Source organism: Sporosarcina sp. UB5, assembly GCF_050859005.1.
Taxonomy (GTDB): Bacteria; Bacillota; Bacilli; order Bacillales_A; family Planococcaceae; genus Sporosarcina.
This window is the reverse complement of record NZ_CP125984.1, coordinates 459,485-484,157: the sequence shown is the minus strand read 5'-3', so window position 1 is coordinate 484,157 and position 24,673 is coordinate 459,485. Positions and strand designations below refer to the sequence as shown.

The 24,673-nt window shown below is 44.0% G+C and carries 26 protein-coding genes and 1 riboswitch; of the genes, 18 read left to right on the top strand and 8 right to left on the bottom strand.

Annotated features, from left to right (window positions below):
* Positions 1-55: 55 nt before the first annotated feature.
* From QM454_RS02635 to QM454_RS02625, 3 genes are all read left to right on the top strand, one after another.
* Entirely contained in the window at positions 56-172 is a 117-nt protein-coding gene (locus tag QM454_RS02635; RefSeq protein WP_432361204.1) for a YjcZ family sporulation protein, read from the top strand.
* Between the two features lie 336 nt (positions 173-508).
* The gene (locus QM454_RS02630; RefSeq protein WP_432361201.1) at positions 509-1,690 is read left to right on the top strand and encodes a NupC/NupG family nucleoside CNT transporter; all 1,182 of its coding nucleotides are present in this window, start codon (positions 509-511) and stop codon (positions 1,688-1,690) included.
* Positions 1,691-1,806: 116 nt separating this feature from the next.
* On the top strand, positions 1,807-2,823 hold the full coding sequence (locus tag QM454_RS02625; protein ID WP_432361198.1) for an LLM class flavin-dependent oxidoreductase: 1,017 nt from the start codon (positions 1,807-1,809) through the stop codon (positions 2,821-2,823).
* Between the two features lie 34 nt (positions 2,824-2,857).
* Here QM454_RS02625 and QM454_RS02620 read toward each other — a convergent pair whose 3' ends face one another.
* The gene (locus QM454_RS02620; protein WP_432361195.1) at positions 2,858-4,087 is read right to left on the bottom strand and encodes a dicarboxylate/amino acid:cation symporter; all 1,230 of its coding nucleotides are present in this window, start codon (positions 4,085-4,087) and stop codon (positions 2,858-2,860) included.
* Between the two features lie 129 nt (positions 4,088-4,216).
* On the opposite strand from QM454_RS02620, the gene QM454_RS02615 reads away from it, so the two are divergent.
* Both QM454_RS02615 and QM454_RS02610 read left to right on the top strand, forming a co-directional pair.
* Positions 4,217-4,597, top strand: a complete 381-nt coding sequence (locus QM454_RS02615; protein ID WP_432361192.1) for a spore germination protein GerW family protein — start codon at positions 4,217-4,219, stop codon at positions 4,595-4,597.
* Positions 4,598-4,767: 170 nt separating this feature from the next.
* Positions 4,768-6,483 (top strand): sulfate adenylyltransferase, encoded by a 1,716-nt coding sequence (locus tag QM454_RS02610; RefSeq protein ID WP_432361190.1) that lies wholly within the window; start codon positions 4,768-4,770, stop codon positions 6,481-6,483.
* 45 nt (positions 6,484-6,528) lie between these two features.
* On the opposite strand, the gene QM454_RS02605 is transcribed toward QM454_RS02610, so the two are convergent.
* From QM454_RS02605 to QM454_RS02595, 3 genes are all read right to left on the bottom strand, one after another.
* A complete protein-coding gene (locus QM454_RS02605) occupies positions 6,529-7,626 on the bottom strand; it encodes a hypothetical protein (RefSeq protein WP_432361187.1) in 1,098 nt (365 codons plus the stop codon).
* Positions 7,627-7,785: 159 nt separating this feature from the next.
* Positions 7,786-8,061 (bottom strand): hypothetical protein, encoded by a 276-nt coding sequence (locus tag QM454_RS02600; RefSeq protein WP_432361184.1) that lies wholly within the window; start codon positions 8,059-8,061, stop codon positions 7,786-7,788.
* Positions 8,062-8,151: 90 nt separating this feature from the next.
* Entirely contained in the window at positions 8,152-8,925 is a 774-nt protein-coding gene (locus QM454_RS02595) for a DUF2268 domain-containing protein (RefSeq protein WP_432361181.1), read from the bottom strand.
* A gap of 142 nt (positions 8,926-9,067) precedes the next feature.
* Between QM454_RS02595 and cysK the strand changes: the two genes are divergently transcribed.
* From cysK to QM454_RS02575, 4 genes are all read left to right on the top strand, one after another.
* Complete coding sequence (gene cysK, locus QM454_RS02590) at positions 9,068-10,000, top strand: cysteine synthase A (protein WP_432361178.1); 933 nt, start codon at positions 9,068-9,070, stop codon at positions 9,998-10,000.
* 81 nt (positions 10,001-10,081) lie between these two features.
* Positions 10,082-10,924: an ABC transporter ATP-binding protein gene (locus tag QM454_RS02585; protein WP_432361175.1), complete on the top strand. Its 843-nt coding sequence runs from the start codon at positions 10,082-10,084 to the stop codon at positions 10,922-10,924.
* Positions 10,857-11,609, top strand: a complete 753-nt coding sequence (locus tag QM454_RS02580; protein WP_432361172.1) for an ABC transporter permease — start codon at positions 10,857-10,859, stop codon at positions 11,607-11,609. Before QM454_RS02585 ends, QM454_RS02580 begins: the two co-directional genes overlap by 68 nt.
* A gap of 25 nt (positions 11,610-11,634) precedes the next feature.
* Positions 11,635-12,618, top strand: coding sequence for an ABC transporter substrate-binding protein (locus QM454_RS02575; protein WP_432361169.1), 984 nt, complete (start codon positions 11,635-11,637; stop codon positions 12,616-12,618).
* 117 nt (positions 12,619-12,735) lie between these two features.
* On the opposite strand, the gene QM454_RS02570 is transcribed toward QM454_RS02575, so the two are convergent.
* The gene (locus QM454_RS02570) at positions 12,736-13,920 is read right to left on the bottom strand and encodes an MFS transporter (protein WP_432361166.1); all 1,185 of its coding nucleotides are present in this window, start codon (positions 13,918-13,920) and stop codon (positions 12,736-12,738) included.
* A 34-nt stretch (positions 13,921-13,954) separates the two neighbouring features.
* Positions 13,955-14,054, bottom strand: a riboswitch (purine riboswitch).
* A 112-nt stretch (positions 14,055-14,166) separates the two neighbouring features.
* Between QM454_RS02570 and QM454_RS02565 the strand changes: the two genes are divergently transcribed.
* Both QM454_RS02565 and QM454_RS02560 read left to right on the top strand, forming a co-directional pair.
* The gene (locus tag QM454_RS02565) at positions 14,167-14,685 is read left to right on the top strand and encodes a hypothetical protein (RefSeq protein ID WP_432361163.1); all 519 of its coding nucleotides are present in this window, start codon (positions 14,167-14,169) and stop codon (positions 14,683-14,685) included.
* Between the two features lie 87 nt (positions 14,686-14,772).
* Positions 14,773-16,329, top strand: a complete 1,557-nt coding sequence (locus tag QM454_RS02560) for an ABC-F family ATP-binding cassette domain-containing protein (protein WP_432361160.1) — start codon at positions 14,773-14,775, stop codon at positions 16,327-16,329.
* A gap of 166 nt (positions 16,330-16,495) precedes the next feature.
* On the opposite strand, the gene QM454_RS02555 is transcribed toward QM454_RS02560, so the two are convergent.
* Positions 16,496-16,711: a small, acid-soluble spore protein tlp gene (locus QM454_RS02555; RefSeq protein WP_432361158.1), complete on the bottom strand. Its 216-nt coding sequence runs from the start codon at positions 16,709-16,711 to the stop codon at positions 16,496-16,498.
* 136 nt (positions 16,712-16,847) lie between these two features.
* Here QM454_RS02555 and QM454_RS02550 point away from each other — a divergent pair, with 136 nt between their 5' ends.
* The 4 genes from QM454_RS02550 to QM454_RS02535 all read left to right on the top strand — a co-directional run bounded on the left by QM454_RS02550 (position 16,848) and on the right by QM454_RS02535 (position 20,934).
* Entirely contained in the window at positions 16,848-18,134 is a 1,287-nt protein-coding gene (locus QM454_RS02550) for an MFS transporter (RefSeq protein ID WP_432361155.1), read from the top strand.
* A gap of 163 nt (positions 18,135-18,297) precedes the next feature.
* Positions 18,298-19,110 (top strand): hypothetical protein, encoded by an 813-nt coding sequence (locus QM454_RS02545; protein ID WP_432361153.1) that lies wholly within the window; start codon positions 18,298-18,300, stop codon positions 19,108-19,110.
* Between the two features lie 85 nt (positions 19,111-19,195).
* A complete protein-coding gene (gene sigI / locus QM454_RS02540) occupies positions 19,196-19,945 on the top strand; it encodes an RNA polymerase sigma-I factor (protein ID WP_432361150.1) in 750 nt (249 codons plus the stop codon).
* Positions 19,942-20,934 (top strand): anti-sigma factor domain-containing protein, encoded by a 993-nt coding sequence (locus QM454_RS02535; protein WP_432361147.1) that lies wholly within the window; start codon positions 19,942-19,944, stop codon positions 20,932-20,934. The genes sigI and QM454_RS02535 overlap by 4 nt, the downstream gene beginning before the upstream one ends.
* Before the next feature lie 92 nt (positions 20,935-21,026).
* Here the strand turns inward: QM454_RS02535 and QM454_RS02530 are convergent, their stop codons facing one another.
* Positions 21,027-21,848: a squalene/phytoene synthase family protein gene (locus QM454_RS02530; RefSeq protein WP_432361144.1), complete on the bottom strand. Its 822-nt coding sequence runs from the start codon at positions 21,846-21,848 to the stop codon at positions 21,027-21,029.
* Positions 21,849-22,377: 529 nt separating this feature from the next.
* On the opposite strand from QM454_RS02530, the gene QM454_RS02525 reads away from it, so the two are divergent.
* From QM454_RS02525 to QM454_RS02515, 3 genes are all read left to right on the top strand, one after another.
* The gene (locus QM454_RS02525; protein ID WP_432361142.1) at positions 22,378-22,503 is read left to right on the top strand and encodes a hypothetical protein; all 126 of its coding nucleotides are present in this window, start codon (positions 22,378-22,380) and stop codon (positions 22,501-22,503) included.
* A 37-nt stretch (positions 22,504-22,540) separates the two neighbouring features.
* Positions 22,541-22,699: a hypothetical protein gene (locus QM454_RS02520; protein ID WP_432361139.1), complete on the top strand. Its 159-nt coding sequence runs from the start codon at positions 22,541-22,543 to the stop codon at positions 22,697-22,699.
* A 180-nt stretch (positions 22,700-22,879) separates the two neighbouring features.
* Entirely contained in the window at positions 22,880-23,449 is a 570-nt protein-coding gene (locus tag QM454_RS02515) for an NADPH-dependent FMN reductase (protein WP_432361137.1), read from the top strand.
* 37 nt (positions 23,450-23,486) lie between these two features.
* Here the strand turns inward: QM454_RS02515 and QM454_RS02510 are convergent, their stop codons facing one another.
* The gene (locus tag QM454_RS02510; protein ID WP_432361136.1) at positions 23,487-24,611 is read right to left on the bottom strand and encodes a methionine biosynthesis PLP-dependent protein; all 1,125 of its coding nucleotides are present in this window, start codon (positions 24,609-24,611) and stop codon (positions 23,487-23,489) included.
* Positions 24,612-24,673: the final 62 nt, after the last annotated feature.

Here is a 24,673-nt window from a genome sequence, read left to right as displayed (position 1 = left end):
TGGATGTTTTGATTACATAGAATAGCAGCATCAAGTATTTTGGAGGTGGAGAAGAATGTCAGGTGAAGTCTACCGCGGTAAAGGATATGGGGACACATTTACATTGATCGTCGTTTTGTTCATTCTCTTAATAATTGTTGGCGCAACATACTATGGTAAAGATTATTATTAAGTTAGATTTTTATGTAAATAAATTCACTAAAAAAGCATAAAATATCGAAAAAAAGAGAAGAACGCCGTCGTGGCGCTTCTCTTTTTTTATGTGCCAATTTCGTCATTTTTTTCGATAGATTTTATGTTATTATAAGCAAGTTGGAAATTTCATATTTGACATTTTCATTCTTATTCGACAACTTCGGCACGTATAACGATTATTTTGTTTTGTATATAAACACACGATTTGTCGAATAATTAAAGTGATAACCGAATTCGATTTCGAGTAGATACAAGAAAATGGAAATGATGACTCCATACAACAGTTCATGCACCTAGAGAGGGGGAAACCGCTTTGAAATACCTATTGTTCATTGCGGCGTTGCTTATTATATTTTTCCTTGCATTTATCGTAAGCAATGGCAAAAAGAAAATTAATTATAAATCGATTGTTACGATGATCGGTTTGCAGCTCATTTTAGCTTTTGTCCTGTTAAATACGAAATTCGGCCTTATTCTAGTTAAAGGTGTGTCAAACGTATTCGATAAGCTTTTAGCATATGCTGCGGAAGGGATTAACTTTGTATTTGGCGGACTTACGAACGAAGGCGCATTCCCCTTTTTCCTGAATGTCTTATTGCCGATTGTCTTTATTTCTGTACTGATCGGAATTGCCCAGTACATAAAGGTTCTTCCTATTATTATCCGTTTTCTCGGATTTGTATTGAGCAAAGTAAATGGCTTAGGAAAATTGGAGTCGTTTAACGCAGTTGCCTCTGCACTATTTGGACAATCTGAAGTGTTCATATCTGTTAAAAAACAGCTGCCGCATATTCCGAAACATCGGATGTATACGATGTGTACGTCAGCGATGTCAACGGTGTCCGCTTCGATATTAGGGGCATACATGACGATGATTGAACCGAAATATGTCATTACGGCACTCGTCCTCAATCTGTTCGGCGGGTTCATTATCGCGAATATTATTAATCCGTATGAAGTGTCTGAGGAAGAAGATATTATCGAAGTGCAGGAAGAAAGAAAGCAGTCCTTCTTTGAAATGTTAGGCGAATATATTATGGATGGCTTTAAAGTGGCGGTGATCGTCGGTGCGATGCTTCTTGGTTTTGTCGCATTAATCGGTATGATTAACAGCGTATTCGAATCGACTTTCGGCATCAGCTTCCAGACGGCGTTAGGGTATGTTTTTGCACCACTTGCATTCATCGTTGGTGTACCGGCATCGGAAGTTGTACAAGCTGGCACAATCATGGCGACAAAATTACTGACGAATGAGTTCGTGGCGATGATGGATTTGGCGAAGATTACGTCAACCTTATCTCCAAGTACAGTCGGCATCATTTCCGTTTTCCTTGTGTCGTTCGCGAACTTTGCTTCAATTGGAATTATTTCAGGTGCTGTGAAAGGCTTGGATGAAAAACAAGGGAATACAGTGGCGAAATTTGGTTTGAAATTACTCTACGGTGCAACGTTAGTTAGTTTATTAACAGCGACTGTTACTGGTATTATGTTGTGAGAGAGTCCCCATTTTGGGGGCTCTTTTTTTCAATCTCTTTAATGGAAGTAGGTATGCCGAAGCGGTATGATTGAATAGAAGCAATATGGCAGATAAAACCATTGGAGTGAGTGCAATTGATAAATGATAGAGCGAAAAAATTTAACGGCATCCCGTTGTCGATCCTTGATCTTGCGATGATTAATGAAGGGAGTGACGCCGGGCAATCTTTTAAGAATAGTGTCGATCTTGCCCAGCATGCGGAGAAATGGGGATTCAACCGCTTTTGGCTTGCCGAACATCATAATATGCCCGGTGTTGCGAGTTCTGCGACATCTGTCATTATCGGTCATGTAGCAGGAGCAACGGAGACGATCCGCGTTGGGGCTGGTGGCGTCATGCTTCCGAATCACGCACCGCTCGTCATCGCTGAGCAGTTCGGTACGCTTGATGCACTTTATCCGGGGCGTATCGATCTTGGTTTAGGACGCGCTCCCGGTAGCGACCAAGCAACGGCTTATGCGCTAAGAAGGACATTGCATAGTAGTGGTGACGATTTCCCTGAGCAGTTGGATGAGTTGCGCTCGTATTTCAAGTATGATCCTACTGCCCGTGTTCGCGCGTTTCCAGGGGAAGGGCAGGATATTCCGATTTGGCTTCTTGGGTCGAGCGATTTTAGTGCGCGACTAGCTGCGGAACTAGGGCTTCCGTTTTCATTCGCAAGTCACTTTGCACCAACGTATATGATGCATGCGCTGAACCTTTACCATCGCAATTTCAAGCCGTCGAAAGATCTAGAAAAGCCATATACGATGCTAGGCATTAACATCATCGCAGCGGATACGGATGAAAAAGCGCAATGGCTCGCAACTTCCCACCAGCAACTGTTTCTCAATATCCGAAGAGGAATGACGACGCAGTTCAAGCCGCCAATCGATGATGTTGACGCTGTCTGGTCCAATTTTGAAAAGACGGCGGTCACTGAATTATTGGATTGGCCATCGACGATTGTCGGCAGTCCTGAGACGGTCAAGCGCAAATTAGAAGCATTCATGGACATGACGAAGGCGGATGAATGTATTATTAGTTCGGGAATCTTCAATCACGAAGACCGCCTCCGCTCGTATGAAATTGTTGCAGACATGATGGAATGACTAAAAAGCTAAGTATCGGACGGCAATCCGATGCTTAGCTTTTTTTAGGTTCTCTTTTTTTCTCATGCTGATGAAGTAATCTCGTACCAACGAGATCACCTGTAACGTTCACGGCGGTTGCCCCCATACCGACAAGTGCATCAATCGCGGTGAGCAATGCTACCGCCTCCATCGGCAAGCCGAGTTGGACGAAGACAGTTGCAATCATAACGATGCCCGCGCCTGGAACGCCAGCGGTTCCGATCGAAGCGAGCGTTCCTATTAACACGACCGTCACCATATTCGGAATGGTAAGTGGCGTTCCTGCGACATTTGCGGCAAAGACAGCGGAAACGGCAATGCGGATGGCGGCGCCGTCCATATTGACCGTTGCACCGAGCGGCAAGCTGAAGCCGTATAAACTTTTTGGAATGCCCATTTTTTTCGCTGCATCCAATGTAAGAGGTAATGTGCCCGTGCTGCTTTGGGTGACAAATGCAGTAATTATAGGCGTGCGTGCATAATTGAAGAAAGGTCCAAGTTTTATTCCAAACAGAAGTAGAAGGATAACGTACAGTCCAATATGTACGAGCAACGAAATATAAAAGACGCCGATCATGTCGCCTAGTGAGATGAGTGTATCGATTCCATGACTCCCAACCGTATTCGCGATGATCGCAAAAATGCCAATTGGAACGTATTGGAGGATCGCTTTCAAAATGAGAAGGGATGCTTCATTCAAAGCTGAAACTGTCGTCAATAACGAGTCGCCAAGCGCTGTATACTTTTCAGAAGAACGCATGGCGGAAATTGCAATGCCGAACGCGAGCGCAGTGAAAATAATGCCGAGCAAATTCAGTTCTGCAAATGCCGCGATAATATTGGAAGGTACGATGTTGAGTAACACGTGGACGATGCCGGGATTGTTCGGTACATCGAATGTTTCATTTCCAGTAAGTTGTAATCCTAAACCAGGCTGTAACATACTGGCGACGACAAGTCCGACGACGATCGCAAGTGCTGACGTGACGGTGTAATAAATAAAGACTTTACTCCCCGTCCGTCCTAAGTTTGCGATATTCGTCTCATTCACCCCGACGATAAGTGTAAACAATATGAGTGGAACGATTAGGAAGGTGAGCAGACGAAGTAGCAAATCGCCGAACGGGACTAATACGGTAGCTTGTTCTCCTAATAGGAACCCTGCAATCATTCCGAGAACTAAGGCGATCGAAATTTTTACTAGTAATGAAGCACGGAAATATACTGTGAATATATTTTTCATCGTGCCTCCTCCTTTAAAGTGATGTTTAATTCTCATTTATACAGTATGGACAGCGTATCTTAAATACATGCTTCGGAAAAAGGAAAGATCGTGTAAGACGTCGAAAGAGTAAGAAAGGGGGGATAGTGGATGGTGCAACTGCAAGTGCAAGAACAAGCACAAGTGGAAAGTGCTGAGCGGAAGGAAATAATCGAGACGCCCGTGAAAACGGTGTTCAAGAAATTCGGAAATAATAGGGACGTCTCGCTCGTATTTGGGGATCCGATTGAAGTTGGCTTGACGAAAGTGGTGCCTGTCGCGAAGTTGAGATATGGGTTCGGAGGAGGCGGCGACAACGCTGGCAACAATGGTGGCGGCGGAGGCTTTATCGTCAATCCCGTTGGTGTCTATGAAATAACGCCTGAGCGAGTGAGATTCAAATCGACTCGAAATTACGAGCGAATTATCGGTCTTGTGTTGCTCTTCGGTCTGTTTTTTGTTTTAGGAAGGAAACTCAGTAGAAAAAAATGAACAAGAAAGGTCTCTTGTCAAGTATAGATAAGAGGCTTTTTCCTTACTGCTTATAGTAAGTAAAAAAATAATCATTTTAATTAATGTACTTTTGGTAAGTTCGAAAGTATGTTAACATTCAAAAGAGAATAATACTTTATTCAAAGTAAGGGAATGAGGAGGAGACGAATATGGGAGAAAATCGATTTGCCAATTACCCGCAACAGCCACATGGGGGAAAATTAGTGGACAGAGTGTTGACGGGGCAAGAAAGGGAAGATGAGCTGAAGAGGGCGAAGGAGCTTCCGTCCATCATGGTGGATTTGGAAGCGGTCATTACGCTTGAAATGATTGCAACAGGCGTATTGTCTCCAAATGAGGGGTTCATGAATGAGGCTGACTATAAGTCTGTTTTGAAAGAAGGCAGGTTGGCGAACGGGACGGTTTGGCCGGTTCCGCTTAGCTTTGCACCGATCGGCAACCGCAACAAGGAAATTATTCAAGCGCTTTCCGTGGGGGATGAAGTCGCGCTTTCTGACGAGCAGAACGAGCCAGTCGCAATTTTGAAGATTGACGATATTTTTGATTATGATAAAGAACATCGGGCTTTTCATTTGTTTGGTACGACAAGTCGGGATCATCCAGGGGTGGATGCGATTTACAGACGAATGGGGGATGTCGCTTTAGGCGGTCCGATCCGGTTATTGCGCCGTGTCGATTGGGGGCCGTTTGAAAAGCTACGATTGGAGCCGAAAGATACGTGGCATGAATTTTATGAAGTGAAGAAGTTCCGCTCGGTAGCAGGATTTATAACTGGGGCGAATCCTTTGCATCGAGGCCATGAATATATCCATAAAAATGCGTTGGAAGAAATCGACGGGTTACTTTTGCAACCGTTAGTTGAAATGGCGAAACGTGAATATACACGTCATGAGTTCCGGATGTTAGCGTATCGGAGCGTGCTTGACACGTATTATCCGAAAGGGCGGTCAATCCTTTCTCCGTTGCGGGTGACGTATATTTTTGCCGGACCGCGGGAGACGGTGCTGCATGCATTAATTATGAAAAACTACGGGTGTACACATGCGCTCATCGGCCGGGATCATGCAGGAATCGGCGATTATTACGATAAATATGCGAGCCATAGCATTTTTGACCAATTCAAACCGGAAGAGCTCGGCATTGACGTACGACTTTTCCATGAAGTATTTTACTGCACGCGTTGCGACAGTCCTGCGACAGAGCAGTCTTGTCCACATGACAACCAATATCGAATCAATATTTCCGGCACCGGAATCCGTGAAATGCTTCGCCATGGCATTATGCCGCCGAAGGAAATTGTCCGTCCGGAATCAGCAAGAATCGCGATCCAAGGTATTCAGCCGAAAGGGCTCGATGAATTTGGAAGCGCTATCTCGCCAGTAGGGAAGACGATTAAGAGCATGTTCCCGTTCTATTTGGAGCGGACAAGGCTCGGAGGACGGAAGCGGACCTCACCGTTAACCGTGGAAGAATTAACGAATGACGATTTAGAAGCGGTCAATTTGGACGTGCGTGCAAATGCCGACCGAATTTATCAGGAAGTTTTCGAGGAGTATTCGAGTGTAGGGGATACGAATCGGGGCATGCAGCCGGAATGGGTAATGGATGCAAGGGAATCATTGCAAACGCAGCAACAGATGGTCATTGAGGACTTAGAGGAAAAAGTAAAGCAGGCACCAGAAGTCGCTTCAGATGAATTCATGTATCAAGATAAAGAAGAAGCGACGAGGGAGCTTGAAGTGGCGAAAAAGATCCTCGGCGATATTCCGAAAGTGCTCCGCGCTGAAGACTTCGATTATCGTACATGGAATGTCTTGCCGTATAAGCGCTATCGGGGCAGTGATGAACCGGAAGAAGAGAAATGAAAAAACAGTGCTGGGAACGGGACATTCCAGTTCCCGGCACTTCCATTAGAAAAAAGAATGAAAAGGTATATAGGATTCTTTAATTCCGTGGATCATCGCCTTTTTTATCGATGATTGACTCGTAGGGGCTGCGCGGAATGGGATTTTGTACTTTTTGGCACATTCTTTCGCTAAGCCGCTGCTGCGATGAGATGAATGCTCACTTGCTGAAATGATTAAGTCCTTATTTTTGACAGCTGCTTTAATGCGATTCTTACTTTCGTCTCCACTAAAAATATCTAATGTAAAATTTCCGTTTTCAGCTAACGGCATGAAATCTGCGCTTCTAAAATCGGCTCCGATAATAACAATCTTCTTATCTTTTAATAGGTTTAATTCAATATCAGTCCATACATTTTCTTTTTTCGCTGAATTGTCTTTGTAAAAACTGGACGGCTTCGGTTCAGGTCTTGCGTATTCATTCGTATGCTCCGGATAACACCAGACGACACGAAACGATAAAGGGTCCGATTCATGATACGCAATTGACACGACGCTTCCGTCTTTCAAACTATAATTATCAATATCTCGTTGGCTAATTAAAAATTGATAAGGCGATTCGCCGTCGAGTTTTATTCGTGTTAATTTTCCATCTGTAATCATTTGATCAGCAACTAATAGTCCATCTGAAGTTTTCGTAATAACACAATAATCGATTTCAACTCTATTACTTTCATGTTTCGTTACACTATTTTTTCTTTTAATAAAAACAAGGTCTTTCATACGATCCCCAATTGCTTCTATATAATCTCCATGTTCAAACCCGTGCATGCGGACAATCTTTTCAGGGACATATATATCCCCGTGCTTTCCTTTTAATATGCCACCTTTCAATTTTCTTTCCATCGGCGTTCCGAGATTCGTGTCGTCGATACTACTCGTGACAATCATTTTTTGTGACGTTTCATTTTCCAAACTATGAATATCTTCTAGGGCGTTAGTTTCAGGTTCCACCGCAATAGTTATCGATGGAATCGTTCCCCACAATGTAATTGATAGCTCGATAAAGTCAAATAACTTGTTAACCCGTTCTCGCGTTTCAGCTACATTTTCATCCGTCATTTGATCAATACAACTAATTAGTTCATTTGTAATTTGCTTCACTTACTCACCTCCCTTACAATCATAATAACTTAATTTTCCTAATATGCCGATGAAAAAGATTCGACGGAATTCGCCTCGAATAAAGTTGTATGAATGAATAATAAAAGAAGGTCCCTCATTACAATTGTAATGAGAGACCTTCATGTAATTACTGTTTTATTACCAGAAGAAGAAAGGGAGCAAAGCGAACGTTACGATTGAGCCAAGTGCAATGCCTGCACCGAATGCAAACCCACGCCCAAAGCTAAATCCGCCGCCTCTAAATCCATATCCGAATCCGCCCAAATTTCTTTGGCGACCGAATGGTTCTAAAAAGACTCTATTGCCTCTGACACCTTGAATGATCCCTCTATGGGTTCGTCCATCTCGAGTTCCGATTACGACGGCTCTTCCGATATGCCTACTGCATAAGGAATGATAATGTTGAACTGACATCGTGTTGTCACCCCATTTCGATTGAACATAATACATCATATGTGAAGGATTTTTCTTCAGGGAGGACAAACACACCGATACATATGACCTTTAAAGTTGTGCAATTTCTGCCGATTTAAGGGTCAATAAGTCTTCTGTTCGATAGTCTGTACCTTTTAAGAAGTTTCGGACTATATAATAGCCGACAGCGTATCCGGTCATATATGGATAGCGACTTAAACCGTAGAGCACTTCTTCATGGGTATCACTATCTTTTAGTTGCTTCCTGTTCGGGTAGACGAATTCTTTCCAGAACTTAGCCAACTGTCGTTCTGAATAAAGTGAAGTCCAAAAGGAGGTGGAGGCCTTGCCAAATCTTTCTTCAACGGCCATTTCTGCTAACCCTTCAAGGATGATTGTATCTAGTAGCGTACAGTCATCTTCTCGTTTAGGAAACATGTTCAGCCGGCATACATGGTTGTATTCATGTGTCAATATCGCCCTAATTTCAGTTTCCGTATTATGGGGAGAAATAAATAAAAATAGCTTATCTTTATAAGCTAATCCTGATTTTCCGTTGAAATCACGAACTAAAACTTTATTATTGGAATCTGATGGAAAGATGAAGACGGGGACGGATGGGCCTTTCCATTTGCTACGCAGTTGCTCCATTTCATCAGATATGATTTCCCATGCGTTAATTTTGCGTAGCTTTTTACTAAGCTCTTCTCCTTGTTTTGTAGACATGTACATGCCAAACATCGTCAAGTGATGATGGATTTCCGAGGCGGAAGCCGTGGGGAAGTATTGGATTAACTGTGTACATACTTTGAAAGGGTCCCCGCCGGCTTCTTCTATCCAATTGTCTGTTCTCACAACAGTCATGCTGTGATACCTCCTTTTGGAATTATCATATTCCGATAAGAAGGGGAAAGTACAAAAAATTAAAACCTACTAAGTTACTATGCATTATAGGATTTAATTTGCTATAATCAACTAAACATATGTAATGAAGGAGTTGAACGATTTGCGCGTAGTGAATAATATGGCCGAATTGATCGGTGAAACACCTTTAGTAAGGTTAAATCGCCTTCCCGATCCGCAAGGTGCTGACGTGTATGTGAAACTTGAATATTTCAATCCAAGCAGAAGCGTCAAGGACCGGGCTGCATACAATATGATAATCGAAGCGGAAATAGCGGGTGTATTGCAACCGGGGGATACAATCATTGAACCGACATCCGGAAACACAGGTATCGGAATTGCGATGAATGCCGCTGCGAGAGGGTATAAGACGATTATCGTCATGCCGGACTCATCTACAATGGAGAGGATCAATATATTAAAAGCATACGGTGCAACGGTCGTGTTGACACCTAGTGATTTAAAAATGCCAGGTGCCATTCAAAAAGCAGAGGAGATTGCGGCGGGAATTCCGAATAGCTTCATTCCGATGCAATTTGAAAATGAGGCAAACCCGGAAATTCATCGGCATACGACTGGACCGGAAATTATTAGAGCGATGGAATCGTTAAATCGCAAACTGACCGCTTTCGTCTGTACGGCGGGTACAGGTGGCACCGTTACGGGAACCGGCGAATATTTGAAGGAATACGATAGTAATATTACGGTGCATGTAGCGGAACCTGCGGGATCACCGGTATTGTCTGGTGGAAAGCCAGGAAAGCATAAACTAGTTGGAACGAGTCCGGGTTTCATTCCATCGATTTTAAATACATCCGTATATAACGAAATCTTTAAGATTGAAGATGAAGACGCTTATCAAACCGTCCGTGAATTGGCGGCGCGTGAAGGCTTGTTGCTAGGACCTAGCGGGGGAGCATCAGTGTATGCAGCAATGCAAGTGGCGAAACGATTGACTCCGGGAGATACAGTTGTTTGCATTGCACCTGATAACGGTGAACGTTATTTGTCGAGTGATTTATTCGATTACGAATAATAAAGTGGAGAGCATAGACCTCTCCATTTTTTCATAAATTTAATTCCGACTAAACGAATAAGAAAAGTTGAGGTGTGATAAATGTACGTAACGATTGATGGTGTTGAGAAGAGTTTCGTCAATGAGAATAACGAGCAAGTTCTCGTGCTGGACGACATCGACATCAATTTGGAGAAAGGGAGCTTCGTCTCTATCGTCGGACCTTCAGGATGCGGCAAATCGACGCTCCTTTACATGATTGCTGGACTCGAGAAATTGGATAAAGGCAGCATCCGTATTTCAGGCAATGAAGTGACGAAGCCTGGTCCCGATCGGGTCGTCGTTTTCCAAGAGGCCGGCCTATTTCCGTGGCTTACTGTATTGGAAAATGTGAAATACGGCTTGCTGCTAAAAAGAATTCCGAAACAAGAGGCCGAGTCAAAAGCAATTGACATGTTGAAAATGGTGCATCTAAGCAACTATATCCATTCCTATCCACACCAACTTTCAGGGGGGATGAAGCAACGGGTGTCCATAGCGAGAGCTTTAGTAATGGAACCGGATATTTTATTGATGGATGAACCTTTCTCAGCCCTCGATGAACAAACACGAATGGTGCTCCATAAGGAATTGATCGACATATGGAAGAAAACGAAAGTGACAATTTTTTTCGTGACGCACAATATTCGGGAAGCGGTATTGCTTTCGGAAAGAGTAATCGTTTTCGGTACTCGCCCTGGGAAAGTGAAAGAAATCATTCGAGTTCCGTCACCAAAGGATGGGATTTTACCTGACAGTGTGACATTGCATACGGAGCAGCGGATTTTATCCATTTTGGAAAGTGAGATCGAAAAGGTGTTAAAGGAGGAAATGGGTGATGACTACAGCTTTAAGACGAATCATCTTCATCGTAATGATAGCGGTGATATGGGAAGTCACATCTAGACTTTCGGTATTGCCAGATTTCATGTTTCCCCGATTAACACAAGTTTTGGAGACGTTATTCAACGGGCTCGTGAGCGGGAAGATGTTGGAAGCGATCGGGAAAAGTATGAGCCGTTTGCTTACCGGGTTTGTTATTGCAATCATCTTAGGTCTAATTATGGGCTATCTCATTTGGCGTTATAAAGTAGTCGAAGATACGCTCGGCTTTCTTGTGACGGCTTTGCAATCCATTCCAAGCATCGTCTGGTTTCCGCTAGCTATCATTTGGTTTGGGTTAAATGATTTCTCGATCCTGTTCATCGTTACAATTGGCGCTACTTGGACGATGACCGTAAGTGCGACGAGCGGATTCCGAAATGTGCCGACGTTGTACAAACGGGTCGCCAAAACATTCGGCTCGTCTGGGGTTCATTTCATTCGAACTGTTATATTGCCGGCTTCCGTCCCTCAATTGATATCGGGACTTCGCATTGCTTGGGCCTTTTCATGGAGGGCATTGATGGCAGGAGAACTGCTTGGTTCAGGCGGAGGGCTAGGTCAATTGTTAGAAACAGGCCGGTCCCTCGGTCAAATGGACCTCGTCATATCCGTCATGATCATCATTGCGGTGATCGGGACAATTATGGATAATGTCGTGTTTTTACGTTTGGAGCGTTCAGTACAGAAAAAATGGGGTCTGGCATGATCCGCATAAAAAGGAGAAATGGATAATGAAAAAGTCATTGATCATTACAATATTAAGCGTGTTAGTAGTGGGAATCCTAGCTGCATGTGGCTCATCTTCGTCAGACAACCAAACGGTGAAGATCGGATACTTCCCGAATTTAACGCATATCGCTACGATTGTCGCTTTGGAGAATGGCTATTTTGAAGAGGAATTTGGGGAAGATGTAAAAATCGAAACTAAGACTGTGAGCAACGGTGGTCTTTTCATGGAAGCGATGACGACGAAATCGATTGATGTCGGTACAGTTGGACCTGGTCCATTGCTGAACTTCTACGTGAAAAATCCGAGCTTCCGTTTGATTTCTGGAGCTGTGAACGGAGGAGCAGTGCTCGTCGCGAGTGAAGGTGGCGGCGTTAATGAGCTTGCTGATCTCGACGGCAAAAAAGTCGCTATTCCTGTGATTGGAAGCACACAAGACGTCATGCTGCGAAAAGCGTTGAAAGAGGTAAATCTTGAAACGACGTCGAATGGCGGAACGGTCGAATTATTTGCAGCAGCCCCGGCAGACACAGCTACACTATTCGTCCAAAATTCCGTAGATGCTGCGGCGACGCAAGAACCGTGGGGAAATATCCTTGAAACGCAGGCGAACGGCAAGCTGATTCTCGACTGGGATGAATTCGCTTGGGGCAAGGAATCTACGAACACAGTCGTAGCGGCTAGTGATGAGTTTTTAAAGAACAAAGAATTTGCGAAAGCTTATTTACAAGCGCATAAACGGGCGGTGGAGTTCATCCAACAAAATCCGAAAGAAGCGCAAGCCTTGGTCATTAAGCATATTCAAGATTTGACAGGCAAGGCAATCAACGAAGAAGAAACAGCTGCCGCGTTTGCAAAGCTTGAAGTCACGACAGAGGTGAACGAGCAAGTCATCCAAGAAATGGCGGACATTAGCAAAGAAGCGGGTTATGTAACGAGCAGCGATATTGAAGGAATGATTGACCTTTCGTATCTATTGGGAGAATAAGTTGTCACATCCGGAACTTGTATAACGAGTTCCGTTTTTCTTTTAAGTCACTTCCTCGAAACTAAAAAGGACCCCACCTTGAGTGTAAACGCATAGGTGGGATCCCCTCATATTCATTTACCGATAATCAACCTGCGTTTCTTTCGTGCGCCTTGCCTTGCCAGTTACCATGGATAATGAAACGACAGCGCATATGAATGCGATGACAACTACACCTGCCCCGACAATCGGCATGTTTTTGACAGAATCTGTGTAGCCTAAGACGAGTCCGCCAATTCCCGAGCCCATCGCAATCCCGACTTGCAAAGCGGAATTGTTCAGGCTCTGATGGATATCAGACGTAGCAGGATCGGTCTCAATAATATAATCCTGCTGCGGGGGTGCGAGAGCCCAGCTCAACGTGCCCCAAAACATCAAGATGACAATAAAGAACGGAAACGAGAATATCGAATAGGGCAATATGAAAAGAATTAAAGCGAAAGCCCCGATAATAACGAGAATGCTTTTCTTTGAACCAATCCAGTTGGCAAGATTCCCGCCGAGCGCTCCGCCGCCGACCGCAGCAATCCCGAAGAGGAAATAGCAGATGCTGATCCAATATTGGTTCAGGTTAAAATTCATTTCCAAGAACGGTGTAAGGTAGGCATAAACGGTATAATGGCCGGCCAACATGAACATCGTCGCTAAGTGGGCAAAGACGATTTTTTTATTGGCAAGCGATTTGATCTGCACGGACAGGGGCTGAACTTCACCCGTTGGAACTTTTTCAAGGAATATAGAAATTAAAATGAAAGAGCCGATCGAAAGAACAGCAATCCCCAAAAAGACACTACGCCAGCCAAACGCATTCGTAATAAGAATACCGAGCGGAACGCCTAACACAAGGGAAGAACTGATACCCATGATAATATAACCGAGTGCCTTCGCACGGTGAGGAGCATCGACAATCCGCGCGGTAATTGTCAAGGAAAGGACGATGAGTAGAGCCGCACTCATCGACGTAATAATGCGAGCAATCATGACAAATGTAAAAGTTGGGCTGAAATAGGTCATAATATTACCGGCAATAAAGACTGATATTGTTAGCAAATAAAGCTTTTTCCGTTCAACTTTTGCGGTTAACGATAATAAAACCGGACCGGCGATGGCAAAAATGAGCGCATAAATCGTAATAAGCTGCCCAGCCGTTCCGATTGTAACGTTCAAATCATCTGCAATAACCGGCAAAATGCCGCCGACAATCAATTCAACGAGCCCGACCGTAATCGTTGATATCGCAAGGATGAAAACTCTGAAATCCATAAAAATCCTCCTCTATATAATGAAAAAACCCGACTGCAAAGTAAATTACCTTTGTAGTCAGGAGTTCATGGTTCCTGGTAGAGACCCTCAAACCGTATTATTGAGGTTATACATATATAATAATCGTATGAAATTTTCCATTCATCAATCTAACATGGCTCGGCAAATATATCAAGAACAATTTCCTTTTCCTTATCTACTATGGTTACATTGAAAGTACCGATTATTTATTTTGGAGGAACCGATATGTACGATCCGACAGTTTTTGAAAATCTGAAAGTGGCATTTGAAAACCGTGTGTATGATCTCGATACGATCGAGCGTGAAATAAGGATTATCAACCGATCGGATCAAATGGATTTTGCCATTCTTGCGAGGAGATTCGCTGTTCAATTTACGCTTTATCATCTAGAGGATGTGTCAGCTGAAATCATATTGGAAGCATCTTTGCAGGACTTGGCGGACGAAATACTAGAAACACCTGGTGGAAATCCTGGCTGTTCATTGACGTTACACTTTCAAAAGCACGTTCGGCGACGTGAAGCCGAGCAGTGCGAGCTAATTGAAGAGACGTTAAGTGACATTTGGGAAAATGAAGTGCTCGTCGTTCAAACGTTGAGTTTCCTGTACGGGGAGGATGAACCCGGTTACTTGAACAATATTGAAGTGAAATTCAGGACGAAAATCAATGAAGACAATATGCGAGAGATCCCAGATTTTATTCATAGCATTCTCGATGCGCTCCGTGTGCTGCATGCCATATGAAAAAACTCTCTATCCGTTTTCGGAAAACCGCTATATAATGAAGGGCATTAAGATTTTATTCTGACAGAAGGAAAAGGTGTACAATATATGAGTTTATTGACAGTAAGTAATTTAAGTCACGGGTTCGGCGATCGTGCGATTTTCGATGATGTGTCATTCCGTTTATTGCAAGGGGAGCATATCGGGCTGATTGGTGCGAATGGGGAAGGTAAATCGACATTCATGAACATCATCACCCGGAAACTTGAACCGGATGCCGGAACAGTCGCATGGGCGAAGCGTGTGCGGGTCGGTTACTTGGATCAGCATGTCGTGTTGCAGCAAGGGATGAGCATACGCGATGTGCTCAGGACTGCGTTTCAATATCTTTATGATTTGGAAGCGGAGATGAATGGCCTTTTCGCGAAAATGGGCGAAGTCGATGCGGATGAGCTTGAGAAGCTGCTTGAGGAAACGGGCCAAATGCAAGATGAGCTAACGAACAATGACTTTTACATCATTGATTCGAAAGTCGATGAAGTTGCGAACGGACTCGGCTTGGATGAATTTGGCCTCGAGCGCGACGTCCATGATTTGAGCGGTGGTCAGCGGACGAAAGTGTTGCTCGGTAAGTTGCTCTTAGAGAAGCCGGATATTCTTCTCCTTGACGAGCCGACGAACTATTTGGATGTCGAGCATATTGAGTGGCTTCGCAATTATTTGCAGAACTACGAGAATGCGTTCATCCTCATTTCGCATGATATTCCGTTCCTCAACAGCGTCATCAATTTGATTTACCATATGGAAAATCAGCAGATCACGCGGTACGCGGGGGACTATGATGAGTTTTTACGTGTCCATGAAATGAAGAAACAGCAAGTAGAGGCGGCGTTCAAAAAGCAGCAGAAGGAAATTGCCAATTTGAAAGACTTTGTGGCGCGTAATAAAGCGAATGCCGCGACGAGCCGGATGGCGATGTCCCGTCAGAAGAAGCTTGATAAGATGGACATCATCGAACTCGATGCAGAAAAGCCGAAGCCGCAATTTGATTTCAAGCTTGCTCGTACACCGGGCCGTTATTTATTCCAAACGAAAGATCTTGTCATTGGGTATGATGAGCCGCTATCGAAAGAACTCGATTTGACGATGGAGCGCGGGCAGAAGATTGCACTTGCCGGAGCGAATGGCATCGGGAAGACGACGCTTTTGAAAAGCATCCTCGGAGAAATCCCGTCTCTTGCGGGTTCGGTCGAGCTTGGCGACTATCTTGAAATTGGTTATTTCGAGCAAGAAATGAAGACGGATTCGAATCGCACTTGTTTGGAAGAGGTGTGGGATGAATTCCCGCATTTCACGCAGTATGAAGTGCGTGCTGCACTGGCGCGATGCGGTTTAACGACGAAACATATCGAGAGCAAAGTGAAAGTGCTGAGCGGAGGAGAACGGGCAAAAGTTCGTCTTTGCAAGCTTATTAACCGAGAAACGAATTTGCTCGTGCTCGACGAACCGACGAATCACTTAGATGTAGATGCGAAAGCTGAGTTGAAGCGCGCGTTGAAGGAATATAAGGGCAGCGTCCTGCTCATCTCCCACGAACCTGATTTCTATGACGGTGTCGTGACGGATGTGTGGAACGGGGAAAATTGGACGACAAAGTTTTTCTGATTACAAAAGCGAAGGGCGCCTGCGTAGAGACGACAGGCATAAGACGGATTTGCGAAACGGCGTTCTTTGCCGTGCAGCGGAGCCGACTTATGACCCGAGTCTCTGGCGCCCGGAGTCTAGACGCGAAGAAGTAGGCACCCTCGCGACATTGCTTGGGTGCCTCTTTTTAAATGTATCCATTGATCCGCGATTTGTTTTCCTGATGGATTTCCTCTTGCAATCCTTCGATCGCTTCTTTACGGCGCTCATTCTTTTCTTTAATAGAAGCGAGTTCTGCGCCTTCTGCTGTTTTCGCCGCTTCATTCGCCGCTTCCATATTGCTAATTGTTTTCTTCAATCGGTCGACATTATCGGCAGAGTCGTTCGGTAATGGCCTAGGCATGATCATTCCTCCTTCTTTATTCAATTAAATAGTCTTTCCAATAGGGGAATAATTATGTGTGAACTCGTAATCTCGCAAATTTGAAAACGGTCCTATATAATACCCTTATTGGTATATAGAGCGGAGGAAGTTGTTAATGGAAATGGAACACGTTATTCATTCACCGGAAGCGCAACGAAAATTGTATAAGCGATCGTTACTCGTCGTAATTATGTCTCAAATTTTTGGTGGGGCGGGACTTGCGGCGGGTATAACTGTCGGGGCACTCATTGCGAAAGATATGCTCGGCACTGCAAGCTTTGCGGGCGTTCCAGCAGCTTTGTTTACGCTCGGATCTGCGCTTGCCGCATTTTTGGTCGGACGTATTTCGCAACGGTCGGGACGTCGTTTCGGTCTGTCACTCGGTTTTATTACCGGCGGAATTGGAGCGCTTGGCGTCATACTTGCGGCCACTTTAGACAATGTGTTTTTGCTGTTCATTTCATTATTCATTTACGGTGCGGGAACTTCGACAAATCTTCAGGCGCGCTATGCAGGAACTGATTTAGCGAATGAAAAACAGCGTGCGACAGCGATCAGTATTGCAATGGTGTCGACGACATTAGGTGCTGTTGCAGGACCGAATTTAGTGGAGCCGATGGGTGAGGTTGCGCTTGTCCTTGGAATTCCTGCTTTAGCAGGTCCTTTCATTTTAGCGGCAGTTGCTTATTTGCTCGCAGGTTTCACGTTTCTCATCTTTTTACGACCGGATCCGTTCCTTGTCGCAAAAGCGATTGCGGAAGCGCAAGAGAAGCACCAGCAGAAAAAAGATGCAGGTCACGTACTTGAACGGAAAGTAAATCGCGTAGGAGTGCTAGTTGGCGCATCGGTGCTAATCTTATCGCATTTTGTCATGGTTGCTGTTATGACGATGACGCCTGTCCATATGCAAGATCATGGAAACGAACTGTCTGCAGTCGGAATGGTAATCGGCCTTCATATTGCAGCGATGTATTTGCCGTCACTCGGAACGGGGATATTAGTTGATAAGCTTGGACGCACTTTCATGGTCATCGCGTCAGGTGTTACGCTTTCAATTTCTGGATTATTGGCGGCTTTTGCACCAGGTGAATCCTTCTTCTGGCTTGCAGTGGCACTCATCTTGCTTGGGCTCGGCTGGAATTTCGGGTTAATTAGCGGAACGGCAATTATTATAGATTCGACAGAATTGAAAACCCGTGCAAAGACGCAAGGCTCTGTTGACGTATGGGTCGCGCTCTCCGGCACAGCAGGTAGTTTGCTATCGGGTGTCATCGTCGCCTACTCAAGCTACGCAGTTTTAGGATTTGTCGGAATGTATTTATCGCTACTTCTCATTCCGTTAATTATTTGGGGCCATATGAAAGGAAGAAGCAGGGGAGTCGAAAGCATTACGCGTGTTTAATTAATATGTACGAAACTGTTTTGAATATGTGGCAGCACTTCGACGAAAATGAATCGTCTCGGTGCCTGCCATCTTTTTTTTCATCGACCCCCTCAAAACGACATTCGCCTTCGAATAACTAGTATGTCCGAACAAGGACAACAACTTAGATGAGGTGATGGATATGAAAAAGAAGTGGAGAAAAACAGGTGCGGCATTACTTATTGCGGGATTGACAGTGAGCGGAGCAGGTTATGCACTAGCTGATGGTGGAAAAGTTATCGATCTTAGCGAACTTGGCAAAGACACAGTAGAAGAGACAAGCCCGGTGAAGGAAGTCGTGCAAGTAGATGACATGGAGAAGGACATCGAAGCCGACACGGAAACAGGTCACGTCACTGATCCTGAAACGGATGAAGAAGGAACAGTGGAAACTGATAAAGAAGAAACAACGGAAACTGATAATGAAGAAGAAACAACAGAAACTGATAATGAAGAAGAAACAACAGAAACTGATAATGAAGAAGAAACAACAGAATCCGATAAAGAAGAAGCAACTGAAACTGATGAAAACGAACTCCCTGAAATTCCAGAAGGCTATACAGCAGGAAATCTTGCTGCTCTAGCGAAAGCGTATGAGCAAGCTGGAAATGAAAATGCAAAAGCGGCCATCAAACGTAATATGGAACGCGCTATCGCAAAATGGGAAAGCAAGCAGTCTGTAGTGGAATCAAGTAAAGAAGAAGTAAAAGAAGAAACGCCGGAAACTGAAGAGACTTCTAAAGTTGAAGAGCAAGAAAAAGAAGAAGCACCGGTACAAGAAGAGAAACCGGGTAAAGTGAAAGAGAAAAATGCTCAAGCTGAATTGAATGCAAAGCATAAAGAGCAACGTGAAGAATTGAAAGCGGCTCAAAAAGCTGAACGCGAAGCATTAAAGGAAGAGCGTAAAGCTGCAAAAGAACAACAAAAGAAAGAGAAAACAGAGAAAGAAAACTAATTTACCATAGATTACTGCTTTCCATTTTTCGTTTCACCTATTAGAATCATAGGCAATCGGAATTGATGGGAACGGAGGGTTGTCGATGCTTTTGTCCATCATACAAGGGATTTTCAACAAGAAGTCTGATACAGCATTGAATGAGCTTGTATGGAAGGCGAAAACTGGCGATGAGAAGGTGATGAACGATCTTCTCATCGCATTTACTCCGTTCATGAAAAAAACGGCTTCTTTCGTATGCAATCGATTTATTGACGAAAGCGATGAGGAGTTTAGTGTCACGATGGTCGGATTTCACGAGGCCGTGTTGAACTATGACCCGAAAGAAAATGCGTCGTTACATACATTTGCCCACCTAATAATAAAACGACGGCTAATCGATCATATACGAAAAGAAGCAGTGAGGAATGCGAACGTCCTGTTATCGATAGACAACGATGAAGATGCTAGTACGCACGAGTACGCCTTCGACGAATCATCAATCTTATCTTATTCGGAAGAACGACGGGCTGAGGAACGTCGGGAAGAGATGGCGGAATACGCCACGTTGCTGAAGGAATATGGTTTGTCTTTCCGAGAACTTGCGGAAGTGTCGCCGAAACATGCTGATTCCCGAAAGACCGCGTTTCAAATCGCCCAAATTATTGTGGAGACGCCTGAGTTTACTAACCATCTAATTGAAAATAAAAGACTGCCAATGAAGCAGTTGGAACATATTGTTGAAGTTTCTAGAAAAACGATCGAACGACATCGAAAATATATTATTGCGGTTGTGCTGTTGTTGAACAACGATTTTACGTACATAAAGGAATACGTCAAAGGGGAACTCATATGATGCGGACGAATAGAGGCATTGTTTGTGAAAAGAAAAATAACTATATGGTGTTCCTGACGGAGAAAGGCGAATTTGTACGTGGCGTTCCGATTGGGGACCCACCTGAAGTTGGAGAGGAAGCATATTTTCGTCCTGTTGCTTCACCTTTTATTGCAGGAAGAAAGGCGAAGCCGAAGTTTGTTGCAGCTGTGCTAGTTGCAGTAGCTCTACTGTTTTTCATTGTGTCATCGTGGAGTCCAATGAATGAAAAAGTGATGGCATACGTTCAATTAGACGGCGATACTGCGATGGAATTTGGGGTAGACGGAAAAGGAAATGTCATTTCATTGCGCTATTTGAATGAAACCGCAAATATGCCGAATCATCTTTCGGAATGGAAGGACCATCCTATCCGGGACGTGCTCGACATGGCAATATTGAAGTCATCAGTGCCTGACAAAGGAATCGTTATTACGACAATCTATCCGAACCGTGATAGTGAGCCGAAGACAAGTCAGATGATTGGAGCCGCCGTACAGGAAGTTCGTGGGAAGCATGACGAATTAAACTTACAAATTGCCGAAAGCACGCCAGAGGAAAGAAAAGTGGCAAACAAGCAAAAGATGTCGATTCACCAATTCAAATCGACGAAGGATGAAAAGTCATTCAATGAAAAGCAACCTGCAGGTAAAAGGAATCCAATTGAGGAAAAGCCTGTACAGGAGCAGAAAGACGATTTGCAAAAGCCGAAGAAGGAAATCGTTCCTACTACGCCGTCGCAAGAAAAGCGGACGGAGAAAGAACGTTTAAACAAATCCGAACAGGAGCAAAAGCTACCGGCGGAGAAAATTGAACAAAAACCGAACGATCGTCGAAGTGAAAGCGTGCCGCCGCATGCAGATAAGAAAGGTCCTCCACCACACTCGCCAGCTTTCGATCAACAGCATCGTGAGAATCAAGGACCACCTTCTAAACAAGAAAAAGAACATCCATCTGAATCCGCAAAATAAAAATGAGGCTGCTACAACTGTAGCAGCCTCTCATTGTTGTCGTAAACCTAGTAGGCGTGCGCCTAAAGCGAGCAATAGTCGCTCATACAACTTTACACTTCTTTCAATATCGCTTCGACCGTTGATTCGACTTCCGCACGGTTCATCTTCTCATGGCCGCCCTGCATTGCGCCGATTGTCCGCTTTGCAAGGGCAAGGGGGATTTTGCAGAACAGCAGGATGTTTTTATTTGAAATCGACTCGATATATTCATCAGCTTTTTTCAAGTTAAATTCCGCATACTCGAACAGGTCGTTCCTGTCCCAGCCGTCGGGCAAGAAACGGACGCCGCGCTCCGCATCTTCGCCCTGATTACGCAGCATGTTCACCGCCTGCAATCCGCGACCATACCCAATCGCCAAGTCCCGATCCGTCTTTGTACCGTCATACTGCTCCCAAATATCGGAAAGCATCACACCAACGAGACCCGCTACATAATATGTATAGTCGTCTAAATCCTCTTTCGTTTGAATCAAGAAATTATTTCCAACCCATTTCGCCATGCCATCCGCCATAATGCTCGTCGACTCTTTCACTTTCGCGACAATACCTGCAGGGCACACGGAGAGCCAATCGCCAAGGCGCAATGTCACTTCCGGCAGAAGGTTTTCGTAAGGCTTGAGAAGTTCCCGATAAGCTTCAACGTCAAATAAATCGTTTTGCAGCAACTTGCTCGTTGACATCAACAAATGCTGCTTGCTTTCCGAATGCAATTCTTCATGATCCTCTATTTCGTCAATCGCGCGCATGCATAAATAAGCGGATCCTACTGTTTTCCGCAAAGTGGGATTCAGCATTTTTATCGGTATATAAAAGGTTCTGCTCGTCAGCTTCAGTACGTGCATCGCTTCTTTTTGCAATTTCGCTTCGTTCATAATAGGGGTCCTCCTTAATTTCTTGAAGCAGTTCTTATGATTATCATACACTATTCCATGAAGTACATGCCATCACTACAGTTGTGAAATGAATAAAAAATAGAATCTTTTTAAAAATTCCTATTGACAATTAATAAGGATAGATGGTATTCTTAAGAGGCGAGTAATTCTAACTATTAAAAGGAGGTACGGAACATGAACAACACATATCTAATTCAACAAAACTTCATATCGAGTCCGTGCCTGACAAATCTCTCTTTCTAATTGTAGACCGAGGAATGGCATGGTATGCCGTTCTTTTATATGAGCACACGCTTATGCAAAAGGCGTGTGCTTTTTTGTGTTTAAATTTAAAAGAAAATTCAGTTTACTCGTGCGTTACGTGTGAGATAATTAAAAAAAAGGAGTGATCCCGATGGTAAATATAGGGCAGCAACGGAACGTATTGATGGTGGAGTCTCTAGAAAGTGGATAGTGACGCGGTCAGCATGTGAATTGATTTTTAAAAAAATAAAGGAGGAAAAGCAAAATGATTATTCAAAACACAAGACAGAAACTAAATGAACGAAAAACTAAGATAAATATGATGGAGTGGGAATCTCCAAAATGGATAGATGTCAAAAGTGGCGGCACTACAGGTGAACGCCGATTGTAATCTCGTTTTCAGGTCCCTCTCCAAGAGGAGAATATATATGTATACAATTGATAGAGAAGTAATTCAACGACATATGGAAGATATGAGACAGGAAATCGAACAGTTCCGTCTGGGGCAGAAAGCGCTCAAGCGGAAACGGAAAGAGCGGAAAGGCGTTCCTTTCTGGATGATTTTTTTCAGCTTCTCCAACAAATAAAAGGAACGTTCCCCGAGTCGAATTAGGGGAGCGTTCTTTTAGTATGAGCATATTTTTTATAAAGATATCTTGAATATGAGACAATGGGCGATGTTAATAGTTAATGCCCACGCTTTATAGGGGCCGCATACCTTCTAGTGACAAGGTCATGCTAAGAAAAAAGAGAAGGAGTCCACCACCATGACTATTTCAGTAAAAGCAATTATCGGCAGCACAAGCTCTGCTTCATACAACTTAAAAGTGGTTGAGTATTTAAGGAAGAAATATGCGGGGAAACTCGAGATTACACCTGTTTTCATTAATAATATTGATATGTATTCTGTTGATATTGAAAGTAATCCATCAATAGATGTTACGGATTTCTTTGACAATGTGAGAGATTCAGATGCGATCCTTTTTGCAGTACCTGAATACAACTTCTCCATTCCTGGATCATTGAAAAATGCGGTTGACTGGCTGTCGAGAAGCAATTTTGCAATTAAAGACAAGCCCGCTTTCATGATTGGTGCATCAATGGGTGTATTAGGAAGTGTTCGCGCTCAATTGCATTTGCGTGAAATCTTATCGAACCCGATGCTATCCCCTGCACTTTTACCGAATAATGAAGTGTACATCGGATCAGTCCATGAAAAAATTGACGAAACGGGTCAGTTAACAGACGAAGCAACGATTGAGTTTTTAGATAAAGTCGTTAACAATTTCATCGAATTTTATTCAAAAAGAAAAGCATTCGCTGAAATGAGTAACTAATTAAAAGGCCGTCTCATTTTTGAGGCGGCCTCCATTGTTATTGTTTGACAGCTGTCGTCTCTGCGGCAATCACTAGTGCTTGCTTAAGGTCGGCAATTAAGTCGTCAACTTCCTCCAATCCAACCGAAAAGCGCAATAGTCGCTTATCAACACCGCGCCTTTCGCGTTCATCCTCAGGAATTTCTGAGTGCGTTTGCGTCGTAGGGTACGTAATGAAGCTTTCGACGCCTCCGAGACTTTCAGCAAATGTAATGAGCCGCAAATTACTCAACAACGGATCGACCCATTCACTCTTCTTAACTCTAAATGAAATCATGCCGCCTATTCCTGCATAGAGGACGTCATCGACGAGTGGTTCGTTTTCCAAATAGGAGACGAGTTCTTTCGCATTGGCATCATGCTGTTTCATTCGAACATGCAATGTCTTTAGCCCACGGATGACGAGCCAGGAATCGAACGGGGAAAGCGTCGCCCCGATGGCGTTATGGTTTGCACCTAAACGGTTGCACAACTCTTCTCCCTTTGCGACGACAAGTCCGGCAAGCACATCATTATGGCCACCGATATATTTCGTCGCGCTATGGATGACGATATCCGCCCCGAGCTCAATTGGTCGTTGGAAATATGGAGTCAAAAACGTATTATCGACGATGACGAGCAAGCCGTGCTTCTGCGCAAGTTCTACATATTTCTCGATATCGATATCGAGCATAAGCGGGTTCGTCGGCGTTTCGATGAAAATTACTTTCGTATTTTCGGTAATCAACTTTTCCGTTTCCTCAACGTTTTCAAAAGATGTGTATGACGTTCGGATGCCATACAAATCAGCGTATTGATCAAACAAACGGAATGTGCCGCCGTACAGGTCATCCGGAGCAATCAATTCATCCCCCGATTTGAACAAGGATAGAACGAGCTGGATCGCCGCCATACCCGAACTGCACGCATAGCCGCAATCACCGTTTTCTAAATTAGCGATGCCTTCTTCAAGAATTGCTCGTGTCGGGTTTTTCGTCCGTGTGTAGTCGAATCCCGTAGAAAGCCCAAGTCCGTCATGCTTGTACGCAGTCGATAAATGAATCGGGGGATTCACAGCCCCTGTTCTCGGATCGCTCTGATTTCCTAGTTGTACTAATTTCGTGTTGATGCTCAGTTTTGTCAAGTTGCCCATCTCCTTTGTCTACTAAAAAAGAGGCCTCTCTTATAAGAAGAGGGCCTCCAACA

Excerpts from the sequence above, each read along its gene's own strand:
- QM454_RS02515 (WP_432361137.1), top strand. The coding sequence starts at position 22,880 with ATGACTATTTCAGTAAAAGCAATTATCGGCAGCACAAGCTCTGCTTCA.
- QM454_RS02585 (WP_432361175.1), top strand. The coding sequence starts at position 10,082 with ATGTACGTAACGATTGATGGTGTTGAGAAGAGTTTCGTCAATGAGAAT.
- QM454_RS02600 (WP_432361184.1), bottom strand. The coding sequence starts at position 8,061 with ATGTCAGTTCAACATTATCATTCCTTATGCAGTAGGCATATCGGAAGA.
- QM454_RS02525 (WP_432361142.1), top strand. The coding sequence starts at position 22,378 with ATGATTATTCAAAACACAAGACAGAAACTAAATGAACGAAAAACTAAG.
- QM454_RS02570 (WP_432361166.1), bottom strand. The coding sequence starts at position 13,920 with ATGGATTTCAGAGTTTTCATCCTTGCGATATCAACGATTACGGTCGGG.
- QM454_RS02520 (WP_432361139.1), top strand. The coding sequence starts at position 22,541 with ATGTATACAATTGATAGAGAAGTAATTCAACGACATATGGAAGATATG.
- QM454_RS02615 (WP_432361192.1), top strand. The coding sequence starts at position 4,217 with ATGGTGCAACTGCAAGTGCAAGAACAAGCACAAGTGGAAAGTGCTGAG.
- sigI (WP_432361150.1), top strand. The coding sequence starts at position 19,196 with ATGCTTTTGTCCATCATACAAGGGATTTTCAACAAGAAGTCTGATACA.
- QM454_RS02635 (WP_432361204.1), top strand. The coding sequence starts at position 56 with ATGTCAGGTGAAGTCTACCGCGGTAAAGGATATGGGGACACATTTACA.
- QM454_RS02555 (WP_432361158.1), bottom strand. The coding sequence starts at position 16,711 with ATGCCTAGGCCATTACCGAACGACTCTGCCGATAATGTCGACCGATTG.
- QM454_RS02565 (WP_432361163.1), top strand. The coding sequence starts at position 14,167 with ATGTACGATCCGACAGTTTTTGAAAATCTGAAAGTGGCATTTGAAAAC.
- QM454_RS02530 (WP_432361144.1), bottom strand. The coding sequence starts at position 21,848 with ATGAACGAAGCGAAATTGCAAAAAGAAGCGATGCACGTACTGAAGCTG.
- QM454_RS02580 (WP_432361172.1), top strand. The coding sequence starts at position 10,857 with ATGACTACAGCTTTAAGACGAATCATCTTCATCGTAATGATAGCGGTG.
- QM454_RS02560 (WP_432361160.1), top strand. The coding sequence starts at position 14,773 with ATGAGTTTATTGACAGTAAGTAATTTAAGTCACGGGTTCGGCGATCGT.
- QM454_RS02545 (WP_432361153.1), top strand. The coding sequence starts at position 18,298 with ATGAAAAAGAAGTGGAGAAAAACAGGTGCGGCATTACTTATTGCGGGA.
- QM454_RS02595 (WP_432361181.1), bottom strand. The coding sequence starts at position 8,925 with ATGACTGTTGTGAGAACAGACAATTGGATAGAAGAAGCCGGCGGGGAC.
- QM454_RS02550 (WP_432361155.1), top strand. The coding sequence starts at position 16,848 with ATGGAAATGGAACACGTTATTCATTCACCGGAAGCGCAACGAAAATTG.
- QM454_RS02535 (WP_432361147.1), top strand. The coding sequence starts at position 19,942 with ATGATGCGGACGAATAGAGGCATTGTTTGTGAAAAGAAAAATAACTAT.
- QM454_RS02610 (WP_432361190.1), top strand. The coding sequence starts at position 4,768 with ATGGGAGAAAATCGATTTGCCAATTACCCGCAACAGCCACATGGGGGA.
- QM454_RS02620 (WP_432361195.1), bottom strand. The coding sequence starts at position 4,087 with ATGAAAAATATATTCACAGTATATTTCCGTGCTTCATTACTAGTAAAA.
- QM454_RS02575 (WP_432361169.1), top strand. The coding sequence starts at position 11,635 with ATGAAAAAGTCATTGATCATTACAATATTAAGCGTGTTAGTAGTGGGA.